Source organism: Pseudobutyrivibrio sp. (genome assembly GCF_015057185.1).
Taxonomy (GTDB): Bacteria; Bacillota; Clostridia; order Lachnospirales; family Lachnospiraceae; genus Pseudobutyrivibrio.
This window is the reverse complement of sequence record NZ_SVEV01000018.1, coordinates 65,692-71,691: the sequence shown is the minus strand read 5'-3', so window position 1 is coordinate 71,691 and position 6,000 is coordinate 65,692. Positions and strand designations below refer to the sequence as shown.

Genomic DNA, 6,000 nt, shown 5'->3' with positions numbered 1-6,000 from the left:
TGAATCACTGAGCTTTACCACATCTCTTTCATGAAGCTTTGGACCTTCCACTAGAAGTGTAGGATTATTTTTGATTGTACCAATGGCCAGGTAATACTTATACATAGTTTTGAGCACTGAAAGCTTTCTGCGGCGAGCAGTTTCACTTAGCTTAATTCCATCCTCAGATTCAGCAATATATCTTTCAATCTGGGTCATTCTGATTTTATCCAAATCAGTAACCTGGATATCTGTGACATTTTCTTTTTTTAGAGCTACAGCCATGAATCTTAGGAATACATTTATCTCATACATATACCCAAGGATTGTGTTTGTAGAACGATTCCTTGAGTCCAAGTGGGTATGAAAATCCTCTAAGAACTCTGGCATTTCATTTAAGAGTTCATTTATTTTTGTGTTATTTTTAATGTCTTGTTCGTTTCGATACTCATTACTCATGAGTATATTATAAAATATATGCTATTAATATGCAAAACAATTATTTAACGGAAAGATAGAAGCCTGTCAAAATATCCCCCTCAGATTGATTTCAACCATCGGGTGATATCAATAAGACTATTTATCCTTCCATTACGTTTGGTAGGGGAAATGGAATTACATTTGTTGGCTCATGCTGACTTGCATTCCAAAGAGTTAGTTTTTGTTGCATATTAAGCCAGCTTTCTGCAGATGTATTAGTAGCTTTACTTATACGGAGAGCCATTTCTGGACTTAATGAAGCCTTTTCATTCACAAATTCAGAAAGTGTTTTTCTGCTTACTCCGAGCATTTTTGCAGCATCTGTAATTGATAAATCTAGCGGTTTCATAACATCCTCTAAAAACACATTTCCTGGATGGGTGGGTTTTCTTGTCATTATTGTTGGCCTCCTTTCAATGATAATCCATATAATCGACTAGATGTGCATCCTGACCTTCGAAATAAAATGTCATTCTCCAATTTCCATTTACTGTAACGGACCACATATCTTGTTTATCACCTTTTAATTGATGTAAACGATAACCTGGTAAGTTCATGTCTTGTGGACTGATACTAGCATCCAATCTATCCAGCATTCTGGCAAGCTTTGGAGCATGATCAGGCTGTATTCCCTTTTTCGATCCCGATTCAAAAAACTCTTTGAGTCCTTTATGCGCAAATGATTTTATCATGTATATATTGTAACCCGTAACGTGCCACGTGTCAACAGCTTCGATTATGCTTATAACTTAAATTATACGCATAGATTGAAGGCTTACTCCAAACATAGTATGTAAGAAATCCTCACGCTCACTAAATATATCTGTGATTTTAACAACAGATGTATTTTCATCAATTCTATAGAAGACATAATGCTGGGACACATGAAGGAACCTATATGGATTTGGTATTTCAATATAATTCTCTACTAGAGCTCCTTTTTGAGGTACAGTAGATAATCCACTAATAGATTCGCGTATATTTTTGTAAGTATTTATTCCCCAAATTCGTTTAATATCTTTTAGCCTATCAACTGCTTCTGGTGAATATTGTATCTTCAATATTTATTACTCTCCAATCAATTTATCTAAATCTGCTTCATCTACCCAGCCTTCTGTTACTGCGCGTTCCTCGGCTTTTTTTAATCTTGTAAAGAGTGAATATGCAGCTCTATATTTATCTAATTCATCAATCTCATCCATCTTTAAAATAACGTACTCTCCTCTGCCATTACGAGTGAGATACACACGACTTGAAACATCTACTTCGTTCAAGACGTCAGTATAGTTTCTTAAATCTGATATAGGTTTTATATTTGGCATAGTTCGTCCTCCTTTGATTTTATTATAAAGGAAGCGCTGCAAATTAACAAGTTAATTTGCAGCACTTGTCTGAATTATTTTTGAAAAATAGAGCTTAATATAAATGCCATTATTATTAAGGAACATAAAAGTATTCCATGGTGACCCCTGTATTTGTTCAAAGGCGCGCCTTATATTCCTCCTCACGCATTCCATTTTTCTTTTTCGTCAGGACAATGAGACCTATAAGTAAAAAAACAAGTCCCAAAATGATGTACAGCCCAGGGAAAATAAGCTGCGCAAGAGCTATGCCCCCAACATCAGTAGAAAACTGGGCCCTGTAATTTATAAACTTTAGCTCCACCCACGCATAAAAGACAGTCACTGCAACCGTGCAAAGAGAGTAGATCCATCTCTTACGCAAAAGGACCATCATAATAATGCAAAAAGCAGGAATCAGTACATATCCCCACCCTTCAATCCGTATGATAATATCTGTAAATACACCTGTCATAAACATCCCCCCATCCAAAAAACTCTGCATCATCTGAAGATCACAAAGCACAGTACAAGAAAAAGCATTAATGTCTTTATTCTAGTTGATTTGACTACCTAATTAAAGCTTTAATTACCATATTTCTCTTTTTTGTTTCATATATACATATTAAAACAATCTGCATATAGAAAAAGGTTACTGTTTTCAGTAACCTCGGTAAATATTATCATTTGACACATAAAACATAAAAAGACATCAAAAAAGCCCGCAAATGCGAGCTTCAGTATGTTCACTATTTTATATATTATGTGTCAAATGACATCAGGACTGTATTAACCTTTTCTGCACTGAAAAATAGCAATGCTTTCAACATTAGATACGATTACATCATGGTATAAGTTATTTAGTCTCTGTTCTAGAGAGATAATTGTGTCAAAAGGTTTTGTGAAGAACCCACTTTTTATATAAAATCGATTAATCATCTTATCAGTATGTAGGTTTAAGCCTTCAACATAAAAACAACCGGTAAAAATGCCTCCTGGTTTTAAGACTCTATATGTTTCCCTAAAAGCAGCTTCTTTATCTGGAAAAGCATGGAATCCATTCAGCGAAACCACTGCATCAAATGTATTATCTTCAAAAGGTAAATCTCCCACATCACCTTGTAGGAAAGAAATGTTTTTTATTCCCATTTCGTCAGCTCGTTGTGAGGCTGAAACCATCATGTCTTCGGAATAATCTAGGCAAGTTATATCGGCATTTGGAAGAGTTTTCCATATGGGCATTGAAAGGACCCCAGTCCCTACGGGAACTTCTAAAAGTCTACCATTAAAATCTGCTGGTATCATTTCAAACGATCTAGACTGGTATTCCAGAGCATCTTCACGATTCATATTCCAAACAATCTTTGTTACAAACCTCCCCATTAACGTGCTACAGGTCATCATCCCATCATAAAAACTATGTGCTTTCCCCAAACTCTTATAAGCACTTTTTATTTCTGTTTTTCTATCTGCCATAGATTTCTCCCTGATAGTTATAGATTTTTGTTTTTCATCAGAAAAACAGAAATCGTAAATACCAAGAAAATAGATTCATCTATTTTCTTGTCCTGCAAAGCAGGATTCTTGCTAACAATTTCATTTTTCTGTCAGCAAGAAGTCATACTCTCTCCTCTTTATTAACTAAAGAAAACGCACAAATCAAGTACATAAGTAACCATCCGAATGATTCAAATCCTGAATCGGCTCCTTCAGAAATGTAATTCATAAGCTGACCCAAAAGTGCAGTAATTACAGGGCAACAAATGATTCCAATTATTTTAACTGGAATCATCTTTTTTAGAATCATTCCAATCCAGGCTATAGTTACGAATACATCACATACTATAAAACCTACAGCTAATGGTACCGCAATACTTTTTAATACTCTGAAAACCATATTTACAGAGATTTGAACATCTCCAGTTACTTCCATTCCAGCGTTGAATACAACGGGAAGCATACATATTCCTATATGAATAAATGCGAAGTAGAGAATACCAGCCCAATTTGATATTTTGAAGAGTTTAAATAGTTTTGAATTTCCTAGTTTGTATTTTTTATCTAATACACTGATTACTTCCACAGCACCTACGGCAAATAGTGCAGCACACATAAAGCCTAATATAGAAGATGTTGCATATCTCCAATCAGGTACTACATTCCAAGTGATTCCCATATATGCTTCAGGTGAGCTGGATGTACCAATTGTTTTGTAACCCAGCAGATAATCACCTATCATAGCTAAAATCATCGAATATACGCCAAACATAATCTTCTGGCGTGATGTAAGGTTATTCATACTAATATCCCCAGATAGTTTTAGAACAATCCCAAGAATTTCTTTTTATATGGCTCTGAACTTATTGATTGTACTGTGTAGCCCGTTTCTCCAATAGCAGCTATGAGTTTTTTCTCGTCAGGTGTTTGTTCTGTGACAAATGAGCTTTCGCCCTTAGTGTGAGAACTTTTTACTTTCTGAGCATTTGGAATGATCTTTCTGATTGCATCGTTTACATGGGCTTCACACATACCGCACATCATTCCATCAATTTTCAATATTGTTTTTGTCATTGGTATCTCCTCAATTTCTTTAATGTCTACGTTTACGTAAATAATATTGCTGCCAAATTAAAGCTCCAACAATAAATATAATCGAAAGAATCTGAATAAGTGTCATAGTAAACACCTCCTCTTCTATCTCTATATTTATTATATCGCCAAAAGTTAGTTATGTCTAACCAAAAATGAAAAGATTATTTATCTAAATTATATGTGTCTGATTACTTCAAATCTTTGCAGACTGATTGGCTCATTTTCAGATATACCACCCTTTTGCCTTGCAATAGATATTTGTTGTGCTACAGAAGTTACTCCATCTAAATCTGGAAGAAGTAATCCTCTTTTATGTCCGCTACTCACTATTACGCCATATTTTTTAACGTCTAAATATTCGGGTGAATCTATAGGCTCTGGATCACTAAGTACATCTACATTTATTTCTAAGTCAGGTATTTCCTCTGGACTTATAGGATTAAACCTAGAATCTCTTGTTGATGCACTGATAGCATTTTGAATTATTTCTTCTGCTACACAGCTTGTAGTAGGAAGGATGGTTCCAATACAGCCTCTTAAGCGACCTGATTTATGAATGGATACAAAGGCACCAGCCTGTTTTTCTATTAATTCACTCGGTAAATCCTTTGGAAGTTCAAGCACCTTGTTGTTTAAAATATAGCTTTCTAATGACTGCCATGCTAAGTTGACATATGCATCAGAGGAATGATTTGTTTCACTTATGGATTCTTTTAGCTTTGCTATATAGCGCTCTCTAAAATGGCGCTCATCGTTTTCACCTATAGGATAAAAGGATGCAATACCATAACCTACTCCAGTAACATCTTGGTGAGAATAGACTTCAGCTTTAATCTCTTTTCCATCTAATGCACCTGCCATAATAACAAATGAACGATGTCCACATTCAGCAGCCTTTTCACAGAAATCTTCTTTGAAATCAAACATTTCATCAAAGGCAGCACGTTTTGCCACATCCATGATTCGTTCATCATAAACTGGCCCTTCTTTTGAAAAACCATAAGGTCCATAGTCTTGTAATTTGTGAGATAAATCGCCACTGGCCACGAAGACTACTCTTCTATTTGTATCAGCTACCGCTTTTTGAATCATTTGCCCGAAGCGATAATGATCAAGTAAGCCAAGTCCAGATAGACCGATTCTAACTATTTTGCCACCCTTATATTTATTTCTTATAAACCATAGGGGAACCATTGTGCCATGATCAAGCTCTGGGTCTCGTTCACCTAAAGTTCCAGCAGGGAAGTTTTCTTCATAAGCAATATCATTAATTGCTTCCACTAACTTCTCATCATACTCTTCGTCAAAAGAAACCTCTGGTGCATTAAATCTAGCGAATGAACCTTTCGCACCATTACCTGGAGAAATATGAAAATAATCAGAATACATGATGCTATGTGGGCTTGTGATAATAATAGTTTCAGGTGCAATCTTTGCTATTTCATCGGCTACTCTTTCATAAGCATCAGTTGTTTTTTGAATTTGTTTTTCACCACCTCTTCCAACAGCTGGGACAATTAGTGGTGGATGTGGAACCATAAATGCAGCTTCTATTGCCATAGTCGTTTCCCCCTTAACAGTTTCCTGTATAAACGTATGTCAAATGCTT

General features: G+C 35.5%; 10 protein-coding genes. All 10 read right to left on the bottom strand.

The window, feature by feature from the left end:
• On the bottom strand, window positions 1-438 hold a 438-nt coding region (locus E7276_RS08930; protein ID WP_294216502.1), incomplete at its 3' end, for a site-specific integrase.
• 121 nt (window positions 439-559) lie between these two features.
• A complete protein-coding gene (locus E7276_RS08925; protein WP_294216499.1) occupies window positions 560-856 on the bottom strand; it encodes a HigA family addiction module antitoxin in 297 nt (98 codons plus the stop codon).
• Between the two features lie 16 nt (window positions 857-872).
• Complete coding sequence (locus E7276_RS08920; protein WP_294216497.1) at window positions 873-1,151, bottom strand: type II toxin-antitoxin system RelE/ParE family toxin; 279 nt, start codon at window positions 1,149-1,151, stop codon at window positions 873-875.
• A 57-nt stretch (window positions 1,152-1,208) separates the two neighbouring features.
• Window positions 1,209-1,520, bottom strand: coding sequence for a type II toxin-antitoxin system RelE/ParE family toxin (locus E7276_RS08915; protein ID WP_294216496.1), 312 nt, complete (start codon window positions 1,518-1,520; stop codon window positions 1,209-1,211).
• Window positions 1,521-1,526: 6 nt separating this feature from the next.
• On the bottom strand, window positions 1,527-1,781 hold the full coding sequence (locus E7276_RS08910; protein WP_294216493.1) for a prevent-host-death protein: 255 nt from the start codon (window positions 1,779-1,781) through the stop codon (window positions 1,527-1,529).
• A 157-nt stretch (window positions 1,782-1,938) separates the two neighbouring features.
• Window positions 1,939-2,274: a hypothetical protein gene (locus tag E7276_RS08905; RefSeq protein ID WP_294216488.1), complete on the bottom strand. Its 336-nt coding sequence runs from the start codon at window positions 2,272-2,274 to the stop codon at window positions 1,939-1,941.
• A gap of 314 nt (window positions 2,275-2,588) precedes the next feature.
• The gene (locus E7276_RS08900) at window positions 2,589-3,275 is read right to left on the bottom strand and encodes a class I SAM-dependent methyltransferase (protein WP_294216487.1); all 687 of its coding nucleotides are present in this window, start codon (window positions 3,273-3,275) and stop codon (window positions 2,589-2,591) included.
• Window positions 3,276-3,417: 142 nt separating this feature from the next.
• Window positions 3,418-4,098, bottom strand: coding sequence for a DUF6796 family protein (locus E7276_RS08895; protein ID WP_294216484.1), 681 nt, complete (start codon window positions 4,096-4,098; stop codon window positions 3,418-3,420).
• A gap of 20 nt (window positions 4,099-4,118) precedes the next feature.
• Complete coding sequence (locus E7276_RS08890; protein WP_294216482.1) at window positions 4,119-4,370, bottom strand: heavy-metal-associated domain-containing protein; 252 nt, start codon at window positions 4,368-4,370, stop codon at window positions 4,119-4,121.
• A gap of 195 nt (window positions 4,371-4,565) precedes the next feature.
• Entirely contained in the window at window positions 4,566-5,951 is a 1,386-nt protein-coding gene (gene amrA, locus E7276_RS08885; protein ID WP_294216479.1) for an AmmeMemoRadiSam system protein A, read from the bottom strand.
• Window positions 5,952-6,000 lie beyond the last annotated feature (49 nt).

Coding starts and splice junctions, on each gene's coding strand:
- E7276_RS08900 (WP_294216487.1), bottom strand. CDS start 3,275: ATGGCAGATAGAAAAACAGAAATAAAAAGTGCTTATAAGAGTTTGGGG.
- E7276_RS08895 (WP_294216484.1), bottom strand. CDS start 4,098: ATGAATAACCTTACATCACGCCAGAAGATTATGTTTGGCGTATATTCG.
- E7276_RS08920 (WP_294216497.1), bottom strand. CDS start 1,151: ATGATAAAATCATTTGCGCATAAAGGACTCAAAGAGTTTTTTGAATCG.
- amrA (WP_294216479.1), bottom strand. CDS start 5,951: ATGGCAATAGAAGCTGCATTTATGGTTCCACATCCACCACTAATTGTC.
- E7276_RS08890 (WP_294216482.1), bottom strand. CDS start 4,370: ATGACAAAAACAATATTGAAAATTGATGGAATGATGTGCGGTATGTGT.
- E7276_RS08925 (WP_294216499.1), bottom strand. CDS start 856: ATGACAAGAAAACCCACCCATCCAGGAAATGTGTTTTTAGAGGATGTT.
- E7276_RS08910 (WP_294216493.1), bottom strand. CDS start 1,781: ATGCCAAATATAAAACCTATATCAGATTTAAGAAACTATACTGACGTC.
- E7276_RS08905 (WP_294216488.1), bottom strand. CDS start 2,274: ATGACAGGTGTATTTACAGATATTATCATACGGATTGAAGGGTGGGGA.